At 51.9% G+C, this 24,697-nt stretch carries 21 protein-coding genes; 4 read left to right on the forward strand and 17 right to left on the reverse strand.

Annotation, left to right across the window (positions count from 1 at the left end; all coding sequences use genetic code 11):
- Positions 1-18 precede the first annotated feature (18 nt).
- The gene (locus BMZ51_RS20625; RefSeq protein ID WP_244271432.1) at positions 19-633 is read left to right on the forward strand and encodes a DapH/DapD/GlmU-related protein; all 615 of its coding nucleotides are present in this window, start codon (positions 19-21) and stop codon (positions 631-633) included.
- Here the strand turns inward: BMZ51_RS20625 and BMZ51_RS20630 are convergent.
- A complete protein-coding gene (locus BMZ51_RS20630) occupies positions 630-1,247 on the reverse strand; it encodes a chloramphenicol phosphotransferase CPT family protein (protein ID WP_068011040.1) in 618 nt (205 codons plus the stop codon). The genes BMZ51_RS20625 and BMZ51_RS20630 overlap by 4 nt on opposite strands.
- A gap of 302 nt (positions 1,248-1,549) precedes the next feature.
- Between BMZ51_RS20630 and BMZ51_RS20635 the strand changes: the two genes are divergently transcribed.
- Together BMZ51_RS20635 and BMZ51_RS20640 are read left to right on the forward strand one after the other, a co-directional pair.
- Positions 1,550-3,499, forward strand: coding sequence for an NHL repeat-containing protein (locus tag BMZ51_RS20635; RefSeq protein ID WP_068011042.1), 1,950 nt, complete (start codon positions 1,550-1,552; stop codon positions 3,497-3,499).
- Between the two features lie 147 nt (positions 3,500-3,646).
- Positions 3,647-4,105 (forward strand): MarR family winged helix-turn-helix transcriptional regulator, encoded by a 459-nt coding sequence (locus BMZ51_RS20640; RefSeq protein WP_068011044.1) that lies wholly within the window; start codon positions 3,647-3,649, stop codon positions 4,103-4,105.
- Positions 4,106-4,190: 85 nt separating this feature from the next.
- On the opposite strand, the gene BMZ51_RS20645 is transcribed toward BMZ51_RS20640, so the two are convergent.
- The 14 genes from BMZ51_RS20645 to BMZ51_RS20710 form a co-directional block, all read right to left on the reverse strand.
- On the reverse strand, positions 4,191-5,051 hold the full coding sequence (locus BMZ51_RS20645; RefSeq protein WP_068011046.1) for an ABC transporter ATP-binding protein: 861 nt from the start codon (positions 5,049-5,051) through the stop codon (positions 4,191-4,193).
- Positions 5,048-5,917, reverse strand: coding sequence for an ABC transporter ATP-binding protein (locus tag BMZ51_RS20650; RefSeq protein WP_068011049.1), 870 nt, complete (start codon positions 5,915-5,917; stop codon positions 5,048-5,050). Before BMZ51_RS20650 ends, BMZ51_RS20645 begins: the two co-directional genes overlap by 4 nt.
- Positions 5,914-6,783 (reverse strand): ABC transporter permease, encoded by an 870-nt coding sequence (locus BMZ51_RS20655; protein ID WP_068011051.1) that lies wholly within the window; start codon positions 6,781-6,783, stop codon positions 5,914-5,916. The genes BMZ51_RS20650 and BMZ51_RS20655 overlap by 4 nt, the downstream gene beginning before the upstream one ends.
- Entirely contained in the window at positions 6,776-7,783 is a 1,008-nt protein-coding gene (locus tag BMZ51_RS20660) for an ABC transporter permease (RefSeq protein WP_068011053.1), read from the reverse strand. The genes BMZ51_RS20655 and BMZ51_RS20660 overlap by 8 nt, the downstream gene beginning before the upstream one ends.
- Before the next feature lie 54 nt (positions 7,784-7,837).
- Complete coding sequence (locus BMZ51_RS20665; RefSeq protein WP_068011055.1) at positions 7,838-9,370, reverse strand: ABC transporter substrate-binding protein; 1,533 nt, start codon at positions 9,368-9,370, stop codon at positions 7,838-7,840.
- Between the two features lie 45 nt (positions 9,371-9,415).
- Positions 9,416-10,951, reverse strand: coding sequence for a phytoene desaturase family protein (locus BMZ51_RS20670; protein ID WP_068011058.1), 1,536 nt, complete (start codon positions 10,949-10,951; stop codon positions 9,416-9,418).
- A complete protein-coding gene (locus tag BMZ51_RS20675; protein ID WP_068011059.1) occupies positions 10,948-12,510 on the reverse strand; it encodes an indolepyruvate oxidoreductase subunit beta family protein in 1,563 nt (520 codons plus the stop codon). The genes BMZ51_RS20670 and BMZ51_RS20675 overlap by 4 nt, the downstream gene beginning before the upstream one ends.
- A gap of 12 nt (positions 12,511-12,522) precedes the next feature.
- Complete coding sequence (locus BMZ51_RS20680) at positions 12,523-14,667, reverse strand: thiamine pyrophosphate-dependent enzyme (RefSeq protein WP_068011061.1); 2,145 nt, start codon at positions 14,665-14,667, stop codon at positions 12,523-12,525.
- 17 nt (positions 14,668-14,684) lie between these two features.
- Positions 14,685-15,125 carry a MarR family winged helix-turn-helix transcriptional regulator gene (locus tag BMZ51_RS20685; protein ID WP_068011062.1) on the reverse strand — a complete coding sequence of 147 codons (441 nt, stop codon included), beginning with the start codon at positions 15,123-15,125 and terminating at the stop codon, positions 14,685-14,687.
- Complete coding sequence (locus BMZ51_RS20690; protein ID WP_068011063.1) at positions 15,122-16,684, reverse strand: phytoene desaturase family protein; 1,563 nt, start codon at positions 16,682-16,684, stop codon at positions 15,122-15,124. The genes BMZ51_RS20685 and BMZ51_RS20690 overlap by 4 nt, the downstream gene beginning before the upstream one ends.
- 17 nt (positions 16,685-16,701) lie before the next feature.
- Positions 16,702-17,514, reverse strand: a complete 813-nt coding sequence (locus BMZ51_RS20695; protein ID WP_068011065.1) for a cyclase family protein — start codon at positions 17,512-17,514, stop codon at positions 16,702-16,704.
- Between the two features lie 345 nt (positions 17,515-17,859).
- Complete coding sequence (locus tag BMZ51_RS20700; RefSeq protein ID WP_068011067.1) at positions 17,860-18,357, reverse strand: flavin reductase family protein; 498 nt, start codon at positions 18,355-18,357, stop codon at positions 17,860-17,862.
- Complete coding sequence (locus tag BMZ51_RS20705) at positions 18,357-19,586, reverse strand: styrene monooxygenase/indole monooxygenase family protein (RefSeq protein WP_068011069.1); 1,230 nt, start codon at positions 19,584-19,586, stop codon at positions 18,357-18,359. Before BMZ51_RS20705 ends, BMZ51_RS20700 begins: the two co-directional genes overlap by 1 nt.
- Positions 19,587-19,622: 36 nt before the next feature.
- Positions 19,623-20,399 carry an SDR family oxidoreductase gene (locus BMZ51_RS20710; protein WP_068011071.1) on the reverse strand — a complete coding sequence of 259 codons (777 nt, stop codon included), beginning with the start codon at positions 20,397-20,399 and terminating at the stop codon, positions 19,623-19,625.
- Positions 20,400-20,538: 139 nt separating this feature from the next.
- Here BMZ51_RS20710 and BMZ51_RS20715 point away from each other — a divergent pair, with 139 nt between their 5' ends.
- Entirely contained in the window at positions 20,539-21,564 is a 1,026-nt protein-coding gene (locus BMZ51_RS20715) for an AraC family transcriptional regulator (protein ID WP_068011073.1), read from the forward strand.
- Positions 21,565-21,570: 6 nt separating this feature from the next.
- On the opposite strand, the gene BMZ51_RS20720 is transcribed toward BMZ51_RS20715, so the two are convergent.
- The gene (locus BMZ51_RS20720; RefSeq protein WP_068011074.1) at positions 21,571-21,978 is read right to left on the reverse strand and encodes a RidA family protein; all 408 of its coding nucleotides are present in this window, start codon (positions 21,976-21,978) and stop codon (positions 21,571-21,573) included.
- Positions 21,979-22,125: 147 nt separating this feature from the next.
- On the reverse strand, positions 22,126-24,408 hold the full coding sequence (locus tag BMZ51_RS20725) for a bifunctional salicylyl-CoA 5-hydroxylase/oxidoreductase (protein WP_068011077.1): 2,283 nt from the start codon (positions 24,406-24,408) through the stop codon (positions 22,126-22,128).
- Positions 24,409-24,697 lie beyond the last annotated feature (289 nt).

A 24,697-nucleotide genomic window follows, 5' to 3' on the forward strand; every position in this document is an offset into this window, starting at 1 on the left:
CCATACCGGGGGCTCTTGATGCAGGTACATGAGTACATTGCGAACTGGGATAAACAGGAGTTCGCCAGTTTTGACGTTGCTCCGTGGGTCCTGACATCCAACGCTGAGCAGATGGTCCATCGTTTGATCAAGCGTATAGATGGTCCGTACAAAAAAGAAAACGGACAGGCTATTCATGAAACCGCAACGATTGAAGACGGGGCAGTTTTGAAAGGGCCTGTCATCATTGGGCCCAATGCCTTCGTTTCTTCTCGTTGTTATTTGCGAGGCGGAGTTTTCTTAGGCAAAGGTTGCGCAGTTGGGCCGTTTTGCGAAGTTAAATCCAGTTTCATGTTGAACGGATCAAAGTTAGCTCACCTGGGTTTTATCGGAGATACGATCTTGGGCGAAGGCATCAATCTGGAAGCTGGCGTGGCGGTTGCAAACCATCGCAACGAATGGAAAGACAAAGAAATCAAACTTGTACGAGATGGACGGGCAATCTCAACCGGAGTGAGCAAGTTTGGGGCACTCATCGGAGACGACTGTAAAATTGGCGCAAACTCTGTACTTGCCCCAGGGACCCTGCTGCCGCCCGGCACCATCATACCGCGCCTGTCTTCAGTAGATCAGCAGGTAGATCACCTAAGCTAGTAGGCAGCGATAATCATCTTTCTCGCACCAAAATTCCTGTTTTTTAAAAGCTCTGATAAAATCAATTTTGCGCATTCGTCAGGGCTTTTACGAGCGGTATCTATCTCCAAATCATAAATACCCGGCTTGTGAACCTCTTCCTGCCAAAGAAGAATGGGTTTGGGTATCTCGCCATCAGCACATTGAGTGAGATAAGGGCCTTCGCTATGTAACCGCCGTTCCAAGATATCGTCTAGCGGACAGAAAACGCCAACAATCATAACTTCAATGTCTTGTAGCTCGCGCAAGCAAAGTGCCCAATTGCCGTTTAAATTAACATAGCTGTCATGATGCCCAACGTCTGCGATAACGTTAAAACCAAGGTTTGCATGGGCAGCGATGCTCTTGTAAAGCGCCAGATAGGAACGCCCTACAAAATCTTCCAAGTCCTTTCGCTCTCCTCCCGGGCGCAATCCTATACCGGGCTGCATTTTTGCAGGGGTTACATGTCGAAGGATTGCGTCGATACCAAGGTTCATCCATGGGCTATCTGCTTGCGCCTGAAGGGCGCACGCCACACTACTCTTGCCTGCTCTTGGGGCCCCATTGAGCAAGACCACTCGGCCAGTCTGCATTTAACAACCTTTCTCACGGTTTCCACACATCGCCAACCAGCACATAGACATTGTATAAAGACCTGCGATGGCTCGCTGGTGCAAAGTTTTGAACGCACGATGTGCTGCCGAATGTGCTGTCTGACATTAACTGGTCGCTAAGCTCAGTAGAAAAAAGACCGCGGTTCTAGAAAGACAGCAAGCTCCCTTAGCCTTTCAAGATGTAGAATTCGGCGCGGACTTCCCAGCGGGTTAAAGCGCTGCGTCGCAAACATTGTGCTAGCCGCAGCTGATCATTTCAACAAAATATTGAGATCGCCATCATGCATGTCCTGCTCAATTCATCACTTGCCAGTCTGCTGGGCCTCCTAATCGCAACCAGCGCTGTTGCTAAGACAATCGACTTTACCGTCGAAGCCGCAAGCGAGCCAGTTGCTGATGCAACCGTCACCATATGGAGGGTATCAGCTGGTGGCGCTCCCCAAAAAGCAGCTAGCGGGACAACTGACAGCGACGGCAAGTTTTATGCAGATATCTCTGGGCAGGACAGTTACTTTTTTGCGACCGCACAGTCTGGAAAACTCAGCCTACTTACCGCACTGGGAAACACGCTCTCTGTGTCATACCGGGTGAATGAACTCACCACAATTGCGTCTGTTTTTACGCACGCACAGTTTATCTCAGGCTCGACGATTAGTGGCCCCACGGTGGCGCTTGCAATCGCATCTGGAAATGTACCCAACTTCGTTAACCTCAGCACAGGTGGGTGGGGCGAAGTCTTGTTAGACCCAAATAACAGCACAGAATCTGAAACGCTCAGCCGAATAAACACGCTGGGTAATCTTGTTTCGCTTTGTGCGATCCCGGGCAAGGAGGAACATTGTGATCAGTTTCTCAAATACGCAGGAGAAACGGCCAACACACTGGAGGCTATAACCGCAATCGCGAAGGCGCCCTGGAGGAAAGCAGAGGCACTTTTTAAAGTGTTTACCCAAGCCTTCACTGTGCCAGAATCTACAAATCCTCAAGCGCGGCGGGCTGGTGTTACATATCTTCCATATCTCATGTATGCCCCTGATGATTTTTCGTTATCTCTCCGTTTTTCTGGTGGAGGTGTATTCAGTGCTGGCCGTCTTCAGTTTGACGCCACCGGCAACATGTGGTCAGGCCAAAACTGGATGCCGGGAACTCAGGCAGGCTCCGTCAACGGAATTGGAGGAGGCCTCGCAAAGCTCAGCTCAAATGGTGCGGCGATTTCACCACCAATTACCGGATACACCGGCATGTCAGTGGATGGCGTGGGCTGGGGAACTGCGGTCGATAACGAGAAGGTCTGGGTCTCATCCTTCAATAGCGTAATAGGCGTTTTTGATCTGGATGGCATTCCGCTAGGGCCTCAAGAAGGCATCACACTTGGGAATACGATTGGTGAGGGACAGGGCATAGCAATTGCACCCAACGGGGATGTCTGGGTTGCTGATGCCACAAAAGACCAGTTGGTTTTGTTTCCACACGGAGACCCTGCAGATGGCCGTATCGTTAACGTCGACCAGCTCGCAGCGCCCTTCGGTGTCATAGTCGACAACGATAACATTGTCTGGGTCACCAACTCCCAAGGTTCATGGGTTACCAAATTTCCAGCTGAGCAGCCAGAAAAAGCTGAACGGATTATTCTTGGCGCTGGCTTGAGAGGAGTGGATATCGACTCGCGCGGCAACGTATGGGTTGCCTCCAACATGAGCGCTAGTTTTCCGCCTCCAAGGTTTCCATCGGGCCCAAGCACAATCATGAAAGAGTTTGAGATTGCCTATACAAATTTTCTCATTAACAGCAATTTGGTTCCAACCGGCCATATCTCACTGATCACAGCTGAGGGCAACACGTTCAGCTTTAAAGGTGCACAAAATCAAATCAACGCACCCTGGGGTATCTCGCTTGATGGAAATGACAATGTTTGGGTTGGTAATTTCCTAGGCGAAAGCTTGCTATATTTTTGCGGCGCCACGGGCCAGTGCCCAGAAGGATACTCACGCGGGGACCTCATCCATAACTATCAATCTGGCACCGTGCAGAAGGTAACAGATGCAGCGATAGACTCCGCAGGAAATGTATGGGTCGCAAACAACTGGAACATAGGAAGCGCCGTGGTTGAACGTGACCCTGTTCGCCGTGACTCAACTAAAGGAGGCGGATCAGGCATTACAGTGTTTTACGGCATTGCTTCACCAGTCGCGACTCCAAAGATAGGGCCAGCACGCCCGCTTGAGCGCTAACAAAAGCGGCAAAAAAACAGAGTGATCGGATAAACTTTCAGATCGCAACCTAACTTTGTTGCGATCTCGTCAATAAACTGTTGCTTAGTGAGTTGCTTTAGATCTAAAACAACGCAACAGATAACAAATATTTCTCCTAAGAAAACTATGTCACATAAAGTTACGAACCAAACTCTTGCCACTCAGCGCGTGCGCCTGTGGTTGCACATGCTTAAAGCCGTCCGCACTGTAGAAAGTGCCTTGCGCGAGCGGTTGCGTAAGCATTTTGAGATGACACTCCCGCGCTTTGATGTGATGGCGACGCTTTATGCAGTGCCAGAAGGGCTTCGCATGACTGAATTGTCAGAGCAGCTCGTGGTGTCTAGCGGCAACGTCACAGGCATCGTCGAAAAACTCGTTGAAGACGGTCTGGTAGAGCGTCAAAGCATGGAAAATGACCGTCGCGCCCATCTGGTTAAGACCACGGATAAGGGGCGTAAGTTGATGGAAGAAGCAACCACCGCGCATCGCGCCTGGGTCGACGAATTGCTCAATGAAGTTTCTGAGCCCGACGTTGCACGCGCGATTTCGATCATGCTGGATATTCGCCACGCCCCGCGCGGTTAATAATTCAAGCAGTTTTGCGTTACTATAAAAACGGCCCGCCGCCAGGCAGGCCGTTTCTCAATACATTCTGACAGATCTGCGACCCTTACACTATTTCGTCAAACCAGCTTTCATCAATCCTCGGCAGCGGGATGGCTTTGATAAGCCGCTTCGTTACCTGCGAACTTGGTTGGTCGAAAACATTATGTACCGGTCCCATATCAACAATCTCCCCATGATTGAGCACAACAAGGTCGTCACAAAGATGGCGGATCACGCTCAGATCATGGCTGATAAAGGCAACTGTCAGGTTCATTTCCCGCTTCAGCTCCTGCAACAGCATGAGTACTTTTGCCTGACTTGAAACATCCAGGCCAGAGACAATTTCGTCAGCCAGTATGAACTTGGGCTTTACTGCGATCGCACGGGCAATTCCGACGCGTTGTCGCTGTCCACCAGAAAGCTCGTGTGGGTACCGGTCAGCAAAGGCGGCGCCCAACTTCACATGTTCCAGCGCCTCCAAGGCGTCTTTACGTGTGCCCCCCAATCCATAGCGGCGCATGGGAAGTGCTATGATCTTCCACACAGGATGACGTGGGTTCAACGATGACATCGGGTCCTGAAAGATCATTTGCAGATCTCGGCGAATAGGGCGCAGATCTCGCTGATCCATCTGCGCAATATTCACGCTATTATAGAGGATTTCCCCTGAATCGGGTTTTAGCAAACGGACCAGTGCGCGACCCAGAGTCGTTTTACCAGATCCGCTTTCCCCCACAAGCCCGGTTATGCACCCTGCCTTTAAATCAAAACTTACACCCTTCAAAATCTCGATACGCGGAGCTACCCTTAGAAGTGGTTTATGAGCATAGTCTGGATACGATACACTCAGCTTTCTGATGGAAAACAAAGCTGCATTGCTAAGGTCCCCAGTTTGGGAAGAACGCTCTAGTGTCAAATCACTCATGAAAGCCTCTCCCTCATTTGGGCATGCAGCGTTGCAATGACATTGTCTGGCACAGGCACAAACTTTCCGCCAGCACTGTGATAGTCGGGCGTGGAACGGATCAGTGCCTGTGTGTACGGATGTGATGCGTCGCGTGTGAATACATCGTGAGTTTTGGAATCCTCCAAGACCCTCCCACCAAACAGAACTGTCAGAGTTTGGCTAACCTGTGCTACCACACCCATATCATGGGTGACGAAGAGAACAGCGGTTCCTGTATCTTCCTGCAAAAGGCGGACGATCTTAAGGATCTCTTTTTGCACGGTTACATCAAGCGCTGTTGTTGGCTCATCTGCAACAATCAGTGGTGGACGATTGGCAAAGGCCGCCGCGATCAGAATTCTCTGGCGCATCCCCCCAGAAAGCTCGTGCGGGTAGCTTTTAAGGACGCGTTTGGGATCACGTATCTTAACCTGGTCCAACAAACTCAGACACCGGTCCTCCGCTTCTCGCTTAGACCAACTGTGTATCCTCACCAGGGGTGTGATGATTTGCGCCCCAACCCTTCGCACGGGATTGAGCGCTGACAGTGGGTCTTGAGGAATGAGAGCGGCATTATGGGCGACCCACTCGCGTCGCTTTCGCTCAGACAGGAGCGATAAATCCTTTCCATTGAGGATAATGTGCCCGCTGGACTTGTCGAGTATCGGGGGCAATGTTCCCAATACAGCGCGACCAATCATTGACTTCCCGGCACCGCTTTCACCAACAAGTGCCCTCACCTCTCCCGGCTCTACCTGCAAAGAAATGTTATCTAGCACGCGAGTACCACTATGAGAGGACACATTCAGGCCGCTAATTTCAAGGGTAAATACATTCTGGGTCATTGCAGCACCGGATCAAATTGACGTTTCAACCCCTCACCCAGCTGGCTAAAGCTAAGCACAGTTAAAAAAAGAACCGCCAGAGGAAAGACAAGAACCCACCAGGCATAGTGAACAGTTGCCCGGCCTTCTGCAATCATTCCGCCCCATGTCGGCGCGTCTGACGAAAGGGAAAGGTTCACAAAACTCAAGATCGCTTCCACAATCACCGCAATGCCCATTTCCAGAGCAAACAGAGCAACAATTGCGGGAAGTACGTTTGGCAACACTTCCTGCAGCAGAGTTTTAAAGCGCCCTGCCCCGCCGATGAGAGCACTATCCACGTAATCCATCTGCGATTGAACAAGCGTTTCTGCGCGCACCACACGGGCAAAGCGTGTCCAGTCGATGACTGCAATGGCAACGATAACCGACGCAAGGCCTGTGCCCATCACCGCGACTAACAACACCGAAAACAGAACCGGAGGAAAGGCCATCCAGATATCAATAATGCGGGAGATCACCCGATCCCACCAGCCGCCCATAAATCCTGCGAGTAGACCCAAAACAGAGCCGAAAATAGCCGCAGCCGTCGCCGCAATGAGGCTGACGACAATCGCAATGCGGGCACCGTAGATAATGCGAGAAAGGACATCGCGGCCCAATCCATCAGTTCCAAGCCAATACCCCGGTTCAGCCCCTTGTTCCCAGGCAGGTGGCAGGCGTTCATAAAGCAGGTCCTGCGCCAAAGGGTCTAGCGGCGCAATCCATGGTGCAAAAATCGCGGCACCAAACACGAGCGAAAGCCACGTCAGCGGGAGCCAAAGGCGATAGTTAACAGCCCTATGTCGTTGCCGAGGCGCACTTATTATATTCTGAGTTTCAGTCATGGCGTAACTTCGGGTTCAACAGGCTATAGGTCAGATCAACCGTCAGGTTGATGGCGATAAACAAAACCGCAAATAGCAATACGATGCCTTGTATCAGCGGTAAGTCGCGATTGATCACTGCATCAATTGCCATGTTACCAAGGCCTTCATAGGCGAAGAGGCGCTCCACGATCACAGTCCCGCCAATGAGAAAGGCGAACTGGACGCCAATCAGCGTCAGGGTCGGCAGAGCTGCGTTGCGCAGTGCCTCGCTCAAAATTACATGGGTTTCCCCATGCCCCCGCACACGCGCCAGATTCACATAGTCCTGATCCAGTTGCTCTTTCAGGCTTTGCTTCAACAATTGCGCAATCATGGCTGCAAGGGGCAAGCCAAGCGCCAGGGCTGGCATCAGCATGTGGGACAGCACACTTGAAACAAGCGCAAAATCTCCCAGCAAAAGCCCTTCAAAGAAATAAAAGTTGGTCGTCAGGTCGACGTCCATGTGAGGATCAACCCGGCCTGAAATATGTAGGACAGGCCATGCAACACCGAAGGCGAGAATGAGCAGCAGCCCCCATAAGAAGTCCGGCACGGACAGCGCTGCTCCCGTAGAAATATCCACGCCAACCTCTTGCGCACGGCCCCTGAAGCGCGCTCCGAAAACCGCTAGAGAGCCGCCCAACACCAGCGCAATCACAAGCGCCATGATGGAGAGCTCCAAAGTTGCAGGCAATCGTTGTAAAACAAGCTCAGACACTGGCAGGCGCATTGTGATCGACGTACCAAAGTCTCCGTAAATCACATTCCCCAGCCAGACAAAGAATTGTTCGATCAGAGTTTTATCGAAACCATATAGCGCTCGTAGCCGAGCCACATCTTCCTCAGTTGCACCCGGAGGCAACATCATTGCAATGGGATTGCCCGGCGCTATTCGCACCAACACAAAAACAACCACGGCAACACCAAACAGCGTAACAAGGGTGGAGAAAAACCGAGCAAGGAAAGACCTTATTATCATTTATTGGATCTCCCAATGAACGGATGAGGCACCGCGAGGTGCCTCCCCGCAAAATCATGATGCCGAACGAATTGCCTGTGGCAGGAGATCGCCTGAAGAGTAAGGCGTAATTTCAAGCGACGAGGAATAGACAACTGGCATTGCATACTGCAACAGCGGGATCACATAGGCTTCCTCCATGATATATTTGGAGACGTCTTTGTAACCCTGTATCCGCTTTTCCTCATCGGGCTCGGAAAACAGCGGACCAATCTTTTCGATAAGATCAGGCGTGTCCCAAACAGAGTGAGGAGATGGGCCAAACATTGCAAAGCCGGTCGACGTGGACGGATCTCCGGTAGAGTTCCCCCAGTTGTAGAAAGCGGCAGGGGCCAGCTGATCCGCAGCGCGCAATTCGTAGTGCTTTGCGATTTCGTAGACTTCGATTTCTGCTTCAATGCCAACTTTGCGCCACATGCCAACGATGGCTTGAATCATCTCAAAATCTTTTGGCTTAAACCCACGCGTTGTCTGGATTTTGAACTTTGCTGGGTTACTAGGCGAGTACCCGGAAGCAGCAAGCAGCTCCATCGCTTTCTCTGGATCGTATTCAAACTTTAGGGATGGATCAAAGGCTGCATACCCAGGCGCATCTAGCGTTGAAAGAGGTACACCATAACCTTTCAAAAGCCGGTCAATAATTAACTCTTTATGGATTGCATGGTGCGCGGCAAGACGAACATTTTTGTCCTTCATCACGTCAATATCGTTCAGAAAAATCATACCAATATCACTGATTGGCACCGCAGTACCGCTCAAGTGTTCGGTCTTAATGAGACGGTTATAGTCCTCATAAGGGATATTCAGCGTGACATCAGAGCTACCGGAAACAACTTCTGCAACACGGCTTGCAGCGTCCGTAACAAATTTGATGGTAACCGTTTCAAACTCCGGTGCACGGCCCCAGTAGTTCGGATTTGCCTTCAAACGAACAAATGCACCTGGCTCGAACTGGTCAATCATATATGGGCCAGAACCAACTGGAGCCTTTTCAAACCCTGCAGCGCCTACTTTCTCGTAGTGAGCTTTCGGCATGACAAAGCCAGTAAGGAATGCCATCCATTTGAAAATGGCAGGTTCAAACTCCAATACATCTGCCGTGATATTCTGGCCAGCAACGACGATGTTCCCGATCTTGGACCAAACAAACTGAATTGGGTTACCCGTTTCAGGGTTCGCTGCCCGCTCAAGTGACCAAACCACATCCTCTGGAGTCAGGTCTGAACCATCATGCCATTTTACGCCTTCACGCACTGTCATGTGGATCTTGGATTTATCCTCTGAGAACCCCCAATCAGTCAAAATACCGGGCCCAAAACTCAAGTCTGGCTTCTGGTCCACATACCGGTCAAACACCGCAAGGTAAATCGCCTGAAGCACAGGATTGACAGCCGCGGGACCTGTTGTTGGATCCCATGAAAGAACTGGAATATTGTAGGCAATTGTGATGCCCCTCGCCCCTTGTGCAAGCACGTGCCCACCTGGAAGCGTCGCCAAGCTGGCAAAGGCGGCTGAAGCACCAAGAAAATTACGTCTAGAAATACTCATTAATTCTTTCCCCTCACAAGAATTGTCTAGAAGTGTTTGTTTTTATTATTTTAATGAAAGTGCAGATCTGTATCCTGAGGCAGCACCTGTGCCAGCTCCAGGCCATGTGGCAGCGCCAATCAATCGTAGTCCAGCGATTGGCGTGCGTCCGTCTGGATAACCGCCAGCGGGTCTGAATAGGAAGTTTTGTGAAAGTGCATGCGAGCCGCAAATCTGGTCCCCACCCACCAGGTTCGGGTTCTCCGCTTCCAAATCTAACGGCGAGACCACATGTCTTCCGATCGTAAGCTCGCGCAAGCCCGGGGCATACTCTTCCAACATGTCCAGAACACGCTCAGCATAAATATCCTTCACGCTGCCCCAATCGCGCTCAGTGATCTGGTTTGCAGCGTCACGCTTAATTTCAGCAGGAAGCATACGAACCTGCACCCACAAAATGTGCTTGCCATCTGGAGCACGGGACGGATCGAACAATGTTGGCTGACCGACCACCAAAACCGGACGAGACGGCAAGCATCCCCCTTTTGCTTGCGCATAGACCATTGCCATGTCGTCCATGGATTCGCCGATATGAACGTAGGCGTATTGCTTGAAGCTCTCTTTCAGCCACGGCGCTGGTCCGTCCAGCGCAAGGTGGATCATCATTGTCCCAGGCGCGTGCTCAAAGTTGGCCATTTTAGAGTCAAAGTCTGCTTTCCCCGAACTGCCTAACAACCTGAGCAAATGTTTGGGGGCAAGACCGGCAAGAACATTGTCGGTTGCAATTAGTTCACCGCTCACGACACCAGTAACCCGTCCACTGCTATGGCGAATGGCGCTCACTGGTCGGTTACACAAGATTTGGCCGCCGTTCTCTTCAATGAGCCCAACCAGAGCCTTTGTCAGGTTACCGGCACCTCCCTTGCCAATAACCATACCAAGGGCAGAACCCACCATGCCTTCCAGATAGGGGAAGATTGCCCCGCCTGCGATATCCGGCGCAAAGTCCAGATGCATACCCCAGCTGGCAAGAGCGGTCTTTAACTTCTCATCTTCAAACGTCTCGTTTAAGAACGTACGTGGGCTGGAAAGCAGCAAGCGGATCAGTTGAACCAGACCATTAGTCCCAAGAGATCGCCAGGCACGCCACATCCAAGAAGCCAGCGGACGCAAACCCATCGGGCCATTCAACAAGCCGACGAGTAAGTCCATGTGGGAGCCAAACTGCACTTCCAAGGCTTGCCATGCTTTGCGGTCATGTTCGCTAAACTGAGCAAGCATCGCCTCGCGGTCCGTCGAAATCCCCAGTCCATCCTGGGGTGAAGTTGCCTGCGTAAATGGGTGCGATACCGGCACCAGCTCAAACCCGTACCGCTCAAGTTTATCCCCGTGTGCTGCCATAAAACCGGAGCCCGCAAACAGGGACAGGTTCATAGCCGCAACATCATGTTTGAAACCTGCGAGCGTCAGCTCTTCTGTTCTCACTGCGCCGCCGGGTCGGTCCAGTTGCTCCAGCACAATCGGACGCTTACCAGCAAGCGCTAACTGTGCGGCGGCCACCAACCCGTTGATACCAGCGCCAATGATTACAGGTGAACTCATGCTGCCTCCATCTGCGTAAAGGAGAGGACGGTCTTGAGGGCACCATTCAATGCATCGCCGTTTTCGTCGCTCAACGCTGCTTCGCGCAGTCGGCACATCCAATCTGCTGCATCAGGACGGCCCTGCAACATGTCCAGAGCACCCATGACACGGGCAAACTTGGAAAGACCGCGTACATGGGTATCTGAATACCCCTTAATGAGACGATAGTTCGCCAGAAGCTCGCAGGCTAATGCATGATCATGGCGCGCAACCTCCAGCGATTTATTAAACCATGCATCAACGTGCGCCATCTCACTTTCATGCCGAAGCAGTTTACGCCGCCATGGACGCATCGCACTCACGAGATAAAGCGCAAGAAAGCCGGACAGTTGATCGGTACGGATCCGTCGTCCTTTGTCGAAATGGTGCGTATAAAACGCCTCAAACCTTCTGTTGCGCGAAAGCCAGCGTCCCAATGCTTTGGGTAGGGTTGTTACAAACTCTTCAAACCTTGGGTGAAAGTACTCCGTCAACATGAGAACCTGATCATCATTGACAGCTACTTCATCACGCACCCGTTCCATACGTGTTCCACGTGTCTTCAAATCTGCCACGCGCAGAATGTCGTCGTAACACATTGCACGGGAAACGTATTTTGCCGCCTGCTGCGTCAACCTATAAGGCGCAAAATCCAAGCAAACGACTTGTTCCAAACGGTCGAGATACTCCGCACCGTAGACAATATCCTGATAGTCAGCGACCTTCTTCAAGCCGAGCGTCACCATCTCTTGTGCAGGCTCTGGTAAATCAGATACGCGCTTTTGCAGCGCCAACCACTGCGACTTTAGCTTTTTGGGAACAGACAGCTTAGGCGTTGGGTTGCTTACAGGTTGCGGCTGCGGAGCAACTTCTTTGCCCGTTGCACAATCATACGCCCTGTTGAATGCACGAATGGAAGCGGAAACCCCGCGGCCTGATGCTTTAATGACGTCCTCATAGCTTTCACGCGGGAACGGCAGCGCTCCAGAACCAGCCAACGCCCCTAACAGTGAAGAGGAAATCACCGAGCCCTCTTCTTTAGCCACCGTTTCCATATCAAAGGCAACGACATGATCGGCGGCGATCCCCATCGCCTCCAACACAGCTGTACCGTCAACGCGACCATCACCAGGAGCGGTCTTCTCATTCACCGCGGGAATGCGGTGCGTGGACGCTATCACAGTGGTACGGCTCGGAATGACAAAACCACGGGTGATCGCTCGCCCTGCCTCCATAAGCTCGGCGGCCACAAGAATATCGACATCGCCCTCAGTTGGAGAGAGCGCAAACACCGGTTTTCGGCCAGTATCACGGCACATTTCCAGATAGTAAATCGTTGCACCGGTCCGCTGTGCGACCCCCGCAACGGAGGTCGATTGAGCGTTGTAACCATTGGCCTCTGCCACTGCGGTGATCCAGTTCGTCAAAACACCGCCACCTTGTCCACCAACGGCAAGCGCTGCAAGCGTGATGATCCGCTCGCCATCAGCCCCAGGAGAACGCCGCGCGACAAATTGAGACGTTTTTTCAAGTGTCATCAGTTTAGCTCCTCAAGACAGCACGACCTGTTGGGCATATCGGCGCTTTTGTAACCAACTCATAATCTTGTTGGCCCGGTTTGCGCGGCGCCGCTCTGCCCCTGTTGGATTGGAAACCACACGAGCTTCATAGAAACTCGGGCACAATACTGCCGCATCGGCAACCTCTCCGCAGTTGCCACACCCAACGCACGTTTGATCGATGGCAGCCACCGGATCATCACGGAGCGGATCGCCTGTGTCTTTCACGGACAATGAAGGACAACCGGAAAGGCGCATGCAGGCGTGATCACCCGTACACACATCTTCGTCCACGCCAAAGCGAGGGCGTTCGACACGACGTCCTTCTTTCACGTCCTTCGCCAATTGAGGCTTCACGCGGCGTTGCTTGTTCAACATGCACTCAGAGGAGGCCACAATCACCTTTGGCCCCTCTTCTTGCGAGCTCAATGCCTCTTTGAGGGTGTCACGCATCTTGGTTACATCGTAGGTGCGGTCCAACTGGCGTACCCACTTCACCCCCATGCCCTGCACTGCTTTGGTTATGGAGTTTTGGGTTTGCTTGGTTTTGTTGTTAGCGCGAGAGGACAAGATATCTTGCCCGCCAGTCGCAGCCGAATAATAGTTGTCAACGATAACGATAACGCCATCATTCTTGTTAAACACCGCGTTACCGATGGAAGAGGCCACACCGTTGTGCCAGAAGCCACCATCTCCGACGAAAGAGATTGATTTCCTGCCATCCTTGTTCTCGTTGTGAAATGCTGAAGCTGACGCGGGCCCAAGCCCATATCCCATTGTCGTTGCTCCCAGATCAAACGGAGGCATAATGGAAAATAGATGACACCCGATGTCAGAGGCGATGTGGTGCTTTCCCAGCTCCTGTTCAACCAATTTAGTCGCCGCGAAAATCGGGCGTTCTGGGCAACCAGTACAAAATCCGGGAGGGCGCGGCGGGAGAATTTTCGAAAGATCAGGCATCTTGAGCTCAGGTTCATTGTGAGCTCCCTTTGATGCTGGGAGCAATCCCGGCACATGAGCTTTGAAAAAGCTTGCTAAACCGTCCAGAACAACCTGCCCGGTCAGCTCCCCCCCAAGCGGCAGCATCCCTTTGCCTTCCAGCTTGGTTTTGCTGCCATTTTTATAGAGCATATGGCCGATGCTTTGCTCCATGAAGTTAGGCTGGCCTTCTTCAATCACAAAGATAGCGTCCTTGCCCTCACTAAAGCTCAATATCTGACTTTCACACAACGGGTAGACCGCATTCAGACAAAGGATATGCACGTCGGTATCGCCATAGATATTCGCCAGTTCCAGACGATTTAGCGCGCGAATAACCGTATTGTAATTTCCCCCTTGAATGATCAGGCCAACCTTCCCTGCCGGATCGCCAAACTCTTCGTTCAGGTTGTTCTCTAGGATGTACTTTTCCGCTGCTGGCCAGCGCTTCGTAAGCTTTTCATCTTCGTGCAAATAGGTCGCTGGGGGCAAAACAATCCGGTTGAGGTCCCGCTTCGGGTTCTCCAGCGCCTCAGATACGCTCATGTTCGGCCGCTTATTATTTGAAGCTGTAAAGTGCCCATGCACGTGGCAAGAGCGAATGCGCACCTGCAACATAACCGGCGTGTTGGACGCTTCCGACAGCTCAAACCCTTGACCAACCGATTGGACAATCGATGGCAGGTTCGGTCGCGGATCCAACATCCACACCTGGCTTTTCATCGCAAAGGCATAGGTTCGCTCCTGCATAATGGAAGAGCCCTCGCCATAGTCCTCCCCCACGATGATGAGTGAACCGCCTGTCACACCGCCAGAAGCTAGGTTTGAAAGTGCGTCCGAGGCCACATTTGTACCCACGACTGATTTGTAGGTCACAGCGCCACGAATGGGGTAATGGACAGAAGCTGCAAGCATAGCTGTGGCGGTCGCTTCTGAGGCTGAGGCCTCAAAATGGACGCCGAGTTCGCCAAGGATACTTTGGGCATCTGCCAATACATCCATCAGATGAGAGATGGGTGAGCCCTGGTAGCCGCCGACATAGCCGACACCGTTTTCCAATAGGGCTTTCGTGATAGCCAAAATACCTTCACCGCTGAAGGTTTCACCTTCGCCTAGTCGAAGTTTCTCGACCTCTCTGGCGAATGAACGCTCAGCCATTTTTTATTCCTTCTCACTCATAGTTCGTGGCATCGGATGTCGTGAAGAATGCACTTAAGAAAGCTGTTGAACTCCTGCCTCTGCTCCTGCGTTAAACTGGCGAGCATGGTTTCTTCCATGCCTTTCATTTTTGGCCATGTTTTTGTGCAGAGCTCCCGCCCATTTTCGGTCAGATGGATACGGCGGATACGGCTGTCATTCGCGTCAGTTTCACGGCGCACACAGTCTAAATCCTCCAAAGCATCAAGGGTGCGCGACAGAGTGGACTGGTTGATAACGGTAAGCACCGATAGCTCGTTGATGGTACACGGGCCGCGCTTGTCCAAAACCGTCAGAGTGCGCATTTGTGGGACAGAAACACCTGCTGCCTTCAACGCCTGCTCGACCCCCATGTTGTAACGAGCCATGATGCGGTTCAGCAGATACGGGGTAAAATTTTCCAACTCATCTCCACTCATCCAAGAATCTCCTCAGCAACAAGCAGCCCCGAACCTCCGGACAGCCCGGGCCCGGGATGGGTTGATGCCCCAATTTGCCAAAGATTCTTCACGCCAGTGCTGTGTCGCTTGCTGTCAGGAAACGGACGGAACGCAAAAAACTGATCAATAGAGCACGCCCCACCATACGGATCACCACCAACAAGGTTCATATTCATACCCTGCAAGTCCGAGGGAGAAAGAGCCTTACGGGCGACCACATTCTGCTTTAAATTGGGTATATGCGCTGCCAGAAGTTCCTCAACGCGGTCCGCAAATGCTTCGCGCACTTCATTGTCCCAGCTGCCATCATCCGGCGTAGCGATCTGTCCCGCAGCATCTCCCTTGATCACCCGCGGGGTATCAGGGATTTGCAACCACAGCACCGCGCCTCCTTCTGGAGCGCGAGAGGGGTCTGCAACACTGGGCTGTCCAACGCATATGGTTGGCATATCAGGCAAAAGGCCGCGTTCCGCTTCGTTCGACGCCTTTGAGACACCATCAAGCCCAGAGGTTAAATGCAACAGCTGCACCTCGTCCAGACCCTCCGTCGCCCACTCGGGAGCTTCTTTGAGGGCGTAGTGAAGCTGGAAGTTGCCTCGTCCATAGCGGTATTTTCGCAGGTTTTCTTTACGCTCTGGCATATCGACCAAACTGCCGTAAAGCTGGTTAGGTGTGACAGAGGCAAGGACACCGCCAGCCTTAATTTCCTGCCCGCTCCGAAGGCGCAGACCTGTTGCCTTGCCGTTCTTTACAGTGACTTGCTCAACAGGGGCGGAAAGGTGCACCACCCCTCCGTTTTCTCTGATGATGGCGCTCAACGCTTCCACCATTTTGCCCGCACCGCCTTTGACGATAGGTGCTCCGGCGGCTTCTAAGGCAAAACCAATAATCTGCCCCATTTGCCCCGAAAACGACGCTTCTGGTGGCAGCCCAGCATGAAGGCCCCAAGGCGCCCAAAGTGCCCGTGACAACTCACTGTCAAACGATGTTTCCAACCACCCACGCATGGGTTGCAGCGCTTCGCCAAAGCGAGCTGCCAGATTACGTGGCCCACGTTTCCAAGCCTGTTTCCCCAGCATGCTAGCTGTTTGAAGCGACCAAGGATCACCACCCATTAAACCAAACAACAGGTCCGCATCCTGCGCGAAAGCATCCAGATCACTCGACAGTCGATCCCCATCACCTGCCGAAGCTGCATTGAATGCCGCCACATTGGTTGCTCTATCCGTGCTGTACGTAAGCGCTTTACCGTTCGGCAATAGCGCGCCGGTCGGGGTTTGCGTGGTACAAAACTCTACACCATGACGCTCAAGATCACCGGCAAGTTTAGCATGTGCACCACCCGTCACCCAAAGGACGAATGTTGTTGCTAACGGGTCATACAAATACCCCGGAGCAAGCTCCTCGGTGCGGACACAGCCGCCTGCAACCGCTTCACGCTCAAAGAGCGCAACTTTTTTACCAGCTTTGGCAAGGACTGCCCCCGCTGCCAGTGCATTTATTCCAGAACCAACAATGGCATAATCGAGGGCAGTCATATTCCAAACTCCCGCGATTAAGCTGCTGGTACCAATGCAAGCGCACGGATTGGAGAGCCAGTGCCACGCTCGATTTTTAGCGGGTTGGCAATCAAGATAGCACCCTTTGCAGGCAGCTGACTCAAGTTCACCAAGGAGGCCAGACCGTAGCGATTATTCTTATGCAACAGATTGTGCGCCGGGAACGGAGGCTCAAACGCACCAGCCATACCCGCATCAGTCCCAATGCATTGTGTACCCCAGCCCAAAACTTTCTTTGAGAGCAGGTATTCAATGCAGTCTACAGTTGGTCCCGGTGTGTGTGGCCCGGTTTCGTTCGCGTTCAGGTACTTATCTTCATCAGTGTTATACTGATCCCAGTCAGTGCGCATCAGCACCCACTCGCCTTCACCAATTTCGCCGTGTTCGGCCTCCCAGGCCTTCACGCCTTCTGCCGTCAGCAAAAAGTCGCTATTCTCGGCCGCTTGTTTAGAGCAATCAATCACGTTGGCAGGTGCGACAAAGGCTTGCGCATCAATCGTGTCGGTGGTCCCGTCCGGGTAGTCCTTGCCGGTGACCCAATGCTGAGGCGCATCAAAATGTGTCCCAGAATGCTCTCCCAGCTTAAGCCAGTTCCACGCCCAGAACGGCCCCTTTTCATCGTAGCGAGAGATCTCATGAATTTCGATTTTGGGCGTATCAACAGCGAGCTCAGGCGGCAACTTTAAGAGCGGAGTATTTGGACCCAGCGGAGCGGCGCAATCGACGACTTTTACGGTCCCATTCAGCAATGCGGTCGACAAGCTTGCGAGTGTGTCCGTGGCGGACAGGAGTGTATCTTGAACAGTCATTTCTTTCCCCCCAGAGGACGGGCACCCGTCCGTTGTTAGTGATATATATGCAAGCGCATATTTCTATTATTCGTCAAGTATAAAATAAATACAGAATGAACTTAATTCACCGGATCAGTCAGAAAACCGAGCAGTCAAATATTTCGTCGTAATATATTGTTATTTATCAGTATGTTGTTATTTTTTATATTTCTACTGCATATTGAGGCAACAATTCACAATCATGAGTATATTTTATATACGTAGTATTTTTAGCCAACTGATCACCCAGACCTGCGCGTAAAAATGGCACCAAGGTTAGATGTTCCTTGATGCCATACGAAGCCTAGGGGTGCTTAAAACCGACTATCGTTGATGCACATTCGCAAGCTTATGAAACTTCGATTGAGCGTATACAAGAGCTTCACCCTGCCCAGTCTGCATATGTTCAATACGCCCAATAAAGACCTGATGACTACCGGCCTCAGTCGAGGTTGAAACCTCACAAGATATAGACGCAATTGCATCATCAATTTGAGGAAGCCCCAGAGGGCACTCGGACCACTCAATATTGTCAAATTTCTCTGCACCAGTAAGGCCGTCAGTCCCCGCAAACGTCATCGCTAAACTGGTTTGCTCCTCGCCTAACAGCTGAACCGAAAACCGGCCAGAACGAGTAATCTCCGCACAAGTGCCCGTTTTCTTATTTACGCACACTAAGATACTGGGCGGGCTGTCGGTAACCGAGCAAACGGCTGTGGCAGTGATCCCTCGCCGCAACTCACCCGCGCCAGTCGTAATAACGTTCACAGCACCAGGAAAAAGTGCCATGGTGGAACGAAATGTTTCAACGCTAACCGTCATCAAGCAGCCTCAAAGGATTTGAGATAGTCCTCAGCTGCCGTTTCCTCAGCAAACCATGGAAAGAAATCGCGGGGATCATCAAAGCCGTTGGTTATACGTCGCGCCAATGGCGGAATTTCCTGCGCTGCGCCCATTAGCTTGAGCACAAATGGCGGTGGCGGTAACAGCATCATGTTGGTCCATCGCACAACCCAGTTTGCATAGTCCCAAAACTGCTCGAACACAGCCTGCATCCACACTTCATCAAATTGGCGCTCCCCCTGAGCAACAATAGCATCCAGATAAATCGCCGCCGCTTTCGAGGCATTATTTGCACCCTGTCCGGTAATCGGATCATTGAGGCAAACAGCATCACCAAGACCCAGCACCTTTGCGCCAGACGGCAGAGTACCAATCGGCTTGCGCACTGTCGGTGGGAAGCGACCTGCAAGAACGCCATTGGCATCTGTCAGTTCAACATTTTTGCAGCGTGCATGCTCCCAAGGCGTGAAGGTTTCGAGGATTTTCAATGACGTCGCCAGATGCGCCTGTGGCGCCTTAACATCCTTCCAACAATCCATTGGACCGCCTGGAACACCTTCAAACACCATGATTTCACAGGGACCGGTCTTGGTCAGTGCCGGGAAAACAAAGTACTCTCCCACACCAGGAATAAGGTTGAAGCTCACAGCAGAGTGCTCTTCGCGCGGTTTCATGCCATGGACATATGTCAAAGCCAGAGCGCGTTGCGGCGCATCGAACGTGGAGCGCTGTGCATCTCGCTCAAACAGCTTCCCGACTTCGCCCTTCCCAGAAGCGACAATAACCAGGTCACTCGACTTTACTTCAGCCTCAAGGGAGGCAATGTCAGCCGTTGCAATCACCAAAGCTCCACCGAGGCGGCAAAACTCCTCAACCCATCGCGGCATCTTCACGCGTTGATCAACGGACTGTGCGTTATTATCGAGCCGTGCTGCCCAATCAATCACCTTGCCCGGCCCATTTGGATTTGGCACGGAGAACGAAATCCCCTCCACTGCTGGACATGTGTCTCCCCAAAATTCAATACCAAGCTCACGCTCGTGCTCCAGAGCAGCATCAAACTGGCACTGAGAAGACAAAACTGAACCAGATGCAATTTGGTCCGGCGTACGGTCCTGAATAATCTTAACGTCATACCCTTTTTTCAAAAGGCCTATACCCAGCTGGAGGCCTGATTGACCGCCGCCAACAATACTAATTTTCTTCATTGGTCATTTCCTCAAAATCAAATGGTCGTGGCGCAGTTAGTCCATTAAACGCGGGATGGCTGGTTCAGCGCGTTCCGGTCCCATTGTGGAGTAACCACCGTCGACACGAATGTCGGTGCCAGTGATGAAGCTGGCCTCATCTGAGCAAAGGAACATGATCGCTGCTGCAACTTCTTCCGGGTCACCAACGCGTGGCAAAAGATGGAAATCGGCTCCGACAGTGTCGGTTTTTTCGCGGTTTCCTGCCGTGAGTTCATCCATGATGTTTGACCAGGTCCACCCTGGTGAGACTGCGTTTACACGAATACCGTCCGACGCCAGATCCATGGCCTGATTACGCGTAAGCTGCAAAATGGCGGCCTTGGAAACGGGGTAGAGCCAGCGCCCCGTTTGGGCGACACGTGATGAAATGGAGCCAAAGTTAACGATCGCACCTTTATTGGCTTTAAGCTCTTCACGGGCAGCTTGCATCAGCATAACGGAGCCAATCAGGTTCACATCCAACGCTTCCAGCCATTCGCTACGCGTGCTCTCCGCACCGTTATCCAGATAAGTCGCTGCAACGTTCACGAGGAAATCTACACGCCCAAATCTGTCCTTGGTCGTTTCGACCAGCCGTTCGATGTCGTCATCAGAGCGCAGGTCTGCCTCAACAAAAGCGACACCTTCTCCAATAAGCGCTTTGCCTGCGTCAACGTTAATGTCAGCAATAACAACCTTAACGCCCTTCTCTCTAAACGCCTCAACCACCGCCACACCAATTTTGGTTGCCCCACCCGGTACGATGGCAACTTTTCCGTCCAATCCACGCATCTGAGTTCCTCTCTGTCGTTCTTATCTGCTCATCATGTCGGTGACAGTGGCCCGGCTGCTATCCGTAATGCGCGATTAAAATCCGGATTGCGCAGTTAATTTCTTTATGTTTAAAATATATTCGGGTGGAGGGGTTGCAATGGTATTAGCTAAAAACCGCGACAGAGAAGCAATCAGTAGATCAGCACCTCTGTCCAAATGGCCCCTATTCAAAACATCTTGTCTTGATGAGGCCCGCGAAAAAGTTGCGCGGGTTTATTGTGATCACCGCTTGAATATGGTTGGTAAAGGCCAGTTCAGGGCCCGTCAGAACCGCCTTGCCGGAAGCGCTGTATCCATCAATTTTTTGGAGTACGGTACCAAGGCCCATATTGCTCCCGGGGACCTTGGATCATTTTACCTGTTCCAATTTCCGCTACGAGGCAATGCTTCCATCTGCAATGGATCTAATCACCATGAAATCGGCGGGGGAACAGGCAGCACGCTGAATCCGGATTGCGACACGCGAATGATCTGGGATGAAAAATGCGCGCAGCTGATGCTTCAGGTGGATCGCCGCACTCTAGAGCACCAAGCGCGTGCATTTTTTGGCCTTCCAGAGGAGCGCCACATTCGCTTCTCCGGCCCCACCGATCTCCTCAAGGGTATGGGGCACGCATTTATTAACCTGCTGAACTACGTCATTCACGAAGCAAGCTGCGGAAATGTGATGATTGGTTGCGACAGCGTTATAAGCCGACAGCTGGAGCAAACACTTATCCTGGGGCTGCTGGAAACGCATCCTCACAACCTGAAGCGAGGCGATGCCACGTCAGGTCGTTTCAATGGCCCTGCGCCCAAGATTGTGCGTCAGGCGGAAGCCTACATAGAAGCACACTTACAACAAAGCATAACCGTCGCCGATATTGCCCTGGCAACGGGCGTCAGTGTTCGAACGTTGCAATCAACGTTTCGTGCCTATCGAGACCGTTCTCCGCTGGAGGTCATCCGCGATATGAAGCTGGAGAAGGCGTGGATTGATTTAAGCAACCCAACGCCCCAAACCACAGTGACCAACACAGCCACTGCCTGGGGCTTTTTTCACCTAGGCCGCTTTGCAGAGCAATACCGTCAGAAGTTCGGCTGCACACCCAAGGAAACCCTACGCCAGTCGCTGCATCTTTGAAAGCGCTTACTCGCTTGGAATGACAGCCGTCGCCTCGATCTCAACTTTAGCGGCATCTTCGATCAAAGCTGAGACCTGGACCACCGCCATGGAGGGAAAGTGACGCCCGATCACCCGGCGATAAGCTGCACCGATCTCTTTTAGGCTGGCGAGGTACTCTGACTTGTCGGTGATGTACCATGTCAAACGCACAAGGTGTTCTGGCTCAGCGCCCGCTTCTGCAAGAACAGCGACGATATTTTGGAGCGTTTGCTCAAACTGACCTGCCAGATCAGCGTGCTCAAACTTTTGCTGTCCATTCCAGCCAACCAAGCCACCCGTATATACCGTGCGACCTTCCGCAAGCATGCCGTTCGCATAGCCCTTAGCGGGCACCCAGCCTTCTGGATTCAAAAATTTATGAGGGGATGTCATTTACTAGTTCTTTTCGTTGATTTGAATAATAGCGTGCAAAGCCAGCGCGAATGCGCGCAGGCCAGAGGGCTTCACCCAACTTGCAGGGTAAAGGCAAAGCCGCTCATATGCGACCTTCCCTCGCAATCACCACGTTTCCCGGAAGGCTCACGCCATCTCTCTTGCTCGCTCAGCAAGGACGTCCGCCTGACGGCGCCCACCTTCGTACGGGGCTGGCCACTGCTGCTCCGTATCCCCCAGCTCAACAGCGGCGTGGAGCGTCCAATATGGGTTAGCAAGGTGCGGTCGTGCCAGAAGGACGAGATCCGCCCGACCAGCCATCAAGATTGAGTTTACGTGATCTGCTTCATAGATATTTCCAGCAACCAGCGTCGGCACATCCAAGTCATTGCGGACTTGGTCAGAAAACGGAACCTGGAACATACGTCCGTAGGTCGGTTTTTCTTCTTTAGACGTTTGCCCGGACGACACATTGATTGCATCAGCACCGGCATCTTTAAATAGCCGCGCGATTTCAACAGCATCTTCTGGGTTGACGCCTGCCTCCCCCATCCAGTCATGGGCGGAAATTCGAACCGTCATCGGCTTTTCTTCCGGCCACGCAGAGCGCATCGCGTTAAAGACCTCAAGAGGGAAACGCATCCGGTTATCGACGGTCCCACCGTACTCATCATCACGAGTGTTGGTGACAGGCGAAATGAAAGAGGCCAGCAAATAACCATGAGCGGCGTGCATTTCAATCATATCGAAGCCGGCTTTGTCAGCTGCTTTTGCCGATGCAACAAACTGCTCGCGCACCAAGTCCATATCTGCCCGGTCCATCGCTTTAGGCATTTGGTTGCCATCTTGAAGCACAATAGCGGATGCGGAGATAAGTGGCCAATTGCCTTCTTCGAGCGGTTGATCAATGCCATCCCAACCCCGTCGTGTGGACCCTTTACGACCAGCATGACCGATCTGCGCGCACGTCTTTGCAGGGGTTTCTTCGTGCACGAATTCGTTCAGGTCAGCCCAAAATGCAGTTTGCTCCGAGGTATAAATTCCTGGGCAGCCCGGTGTGATGCGACCTTGTGCACTCACACAAAGCATCTCTGTAAATACCAGCCCAGCCCCACCTTTTGCACGTTCGCCATAATGGGTTAAATGCCAATTGTTCGGCATGCCGTCTTTGGCTTTGTACTGCGCCATGGGTGAAACAACGATGCGATTTGCAAGCTCCATATCGCGTAGCTTGTAAGGCACAAACATCGGACGCCGTGTACTATTACTTCCCGATGAGCTTTGGAACCAAGCCTCCGCACTCGCCAACCACTCAGGATCCCTCAACCGCAAGTTTTCGTGACTGATGCGCTGCGAGCGAGTCAGCAATGAGTAATTGAACTGCATCATGCCGAGCCCTAAATAGCGCTCAACTTCTTCGAACCATTGAGTTGAGTTTCTCGCAGCGGACGTAACGCGGATCACCTCGAGCTTTCGCTCCTCCTGATAAGTCGTAAGAGCTTCAGGTAATGGCTTATTCTGGTGCAATTGGTCAGCCAACGCGATCGCGCTTTCCATGCCCAGCTTAGAACCTGAACCAATGGAGAAATGCGCAGTTGCGGAGGCATCACCCAGCAGCACGACATTGTCGAAATACCAATTTTCGCAGGTCACTCTTGGAAAGCGTATCCAAGCCGATCCACGCACATGGTTTGCGTTGGTCATGAGCGCATGGCTACCCAGGTGCTTTGCAAAAATTCTCTCACACAAAGCAATACTGTCTTGCTGGCTCAACGTGTCAAAGCCAAAGCGCTCATAAACTTCTGGCCCACACTCAACGATGAACGTCGCATGCTCTTCATCAAACTGGTAGGCGTGCGCCCAGATCCAGCCGTGCTCGGTTTTCTCAAAGATGAATGTAAATGCATCGTCGAACTTCTGCCGGGTGCCAAGCCAGACAAAGTGATTCCGGCGCAAATCTATTTCAGGTTTAAACTGCTCTGTATAAAGACTACGGGTGCGGGAATTCAAACCATCTGAGGCAACAAGGAGGTCATTCGTATCTTTCAGTTCCTGAATGCGAGCATCATCAATATCTGCCTCAAATTCAATCTTCACACCCAAGTCCCGGGCACGCTCTTGCAGCAACAAAAGCAAACGCTTGCGCCCAATACCGCAAAAACCATGGCCACCAGATGTCATAGTTTCTTCGCCACGTACCGTTTTAACATCATCCCAATAAGCGAAGTTATCACGGATCATCTTTTCGCTAATAAGGTCGTTTTCACCAAAATTACTAATGGTTTCATCAGAGAGCACGACACCCCACCCGAAGGTATCATCAAATTTATTGCGTTCATAAACGGTGATGTCATGATCCGCGTCGCGCAGCTTCATTGAAATTGCGAAATAGAGGCCCGAAGGCCCGCCGCCTAACACTGCGATTTTCATGTGCGTCTCCAACTCAAATAACTTTAAGCTTAAAATATATTCAATTTCATGAATGTCAATATGATAAAATGCACCTTAATAAGCGCGGTGTTTTATAAGCACTTCAATAGAAGAAACTTTAATTTATATTTCATATATGAATTAATAAGCCGCCATAAGACAAATGATTTTTGTCAGGGCACAGACAACACAAAGTCTATTTTTCTCAGTGGAAGGCTATCTACTTATCGCTCGTCGATATGTGGTGATGGAGAACTACTAACGACAGGTGCTATGTACGATGTGCCTC

This window comes from Pseudovibrio axinellae (assembly GCF_900110875.1).
GTDB classification, from domain to species: domain Bacteria; phylum Pseudomonadota; class Alphaproteobacteria; order Rhizobiales; family Stappiaceae; genus Pseudovibrio; species Pseudovibrio axinellae.